At 39.8% G+C, this 246-nt stretch carries 1 protein-coding gene; it reads left to right on the forward strand.

The features are described from left to right. Positions 1-246, forward strand: a 246-nt coding sequence (locus SCA31_RS24945; protein WP_410699635.1) for an FGGY family carbohydrate kinase, incomplete at both ends; no start/stop codon positions are given.

Here is a 246-nt window from a genome sequence, read left to right on the forward strand (position 1 = left end):
GCAGATGCATGGATTGATCCTGGTAGATAAAGACCAAAACCTGCTGCGTCCCTCTATTATATGGTGCGACAGCCGTGCCGTATCTTATGGGGAAAAGGCTTTTCAGGCAATAGGAACAGAAAAATGTTTATCCCATTTATTGAATTCACCGGGGAATTTTACGGCATCAAAACTAGCTTGGGTAAAAGATAATGAGCCCGAAATTTTTGAAAAAATTGATAAAATAATGCTTCCCGGGGATTATAT

Source organism: Chryseobacterium sp. SIMBA_028 (genome assembly GCF_046535285.1).
GTDB lineage: Bacteria > Bacteroidota > Bacteroidia > Flavobacteriales > Weeksellaceae > Chryseobacterium.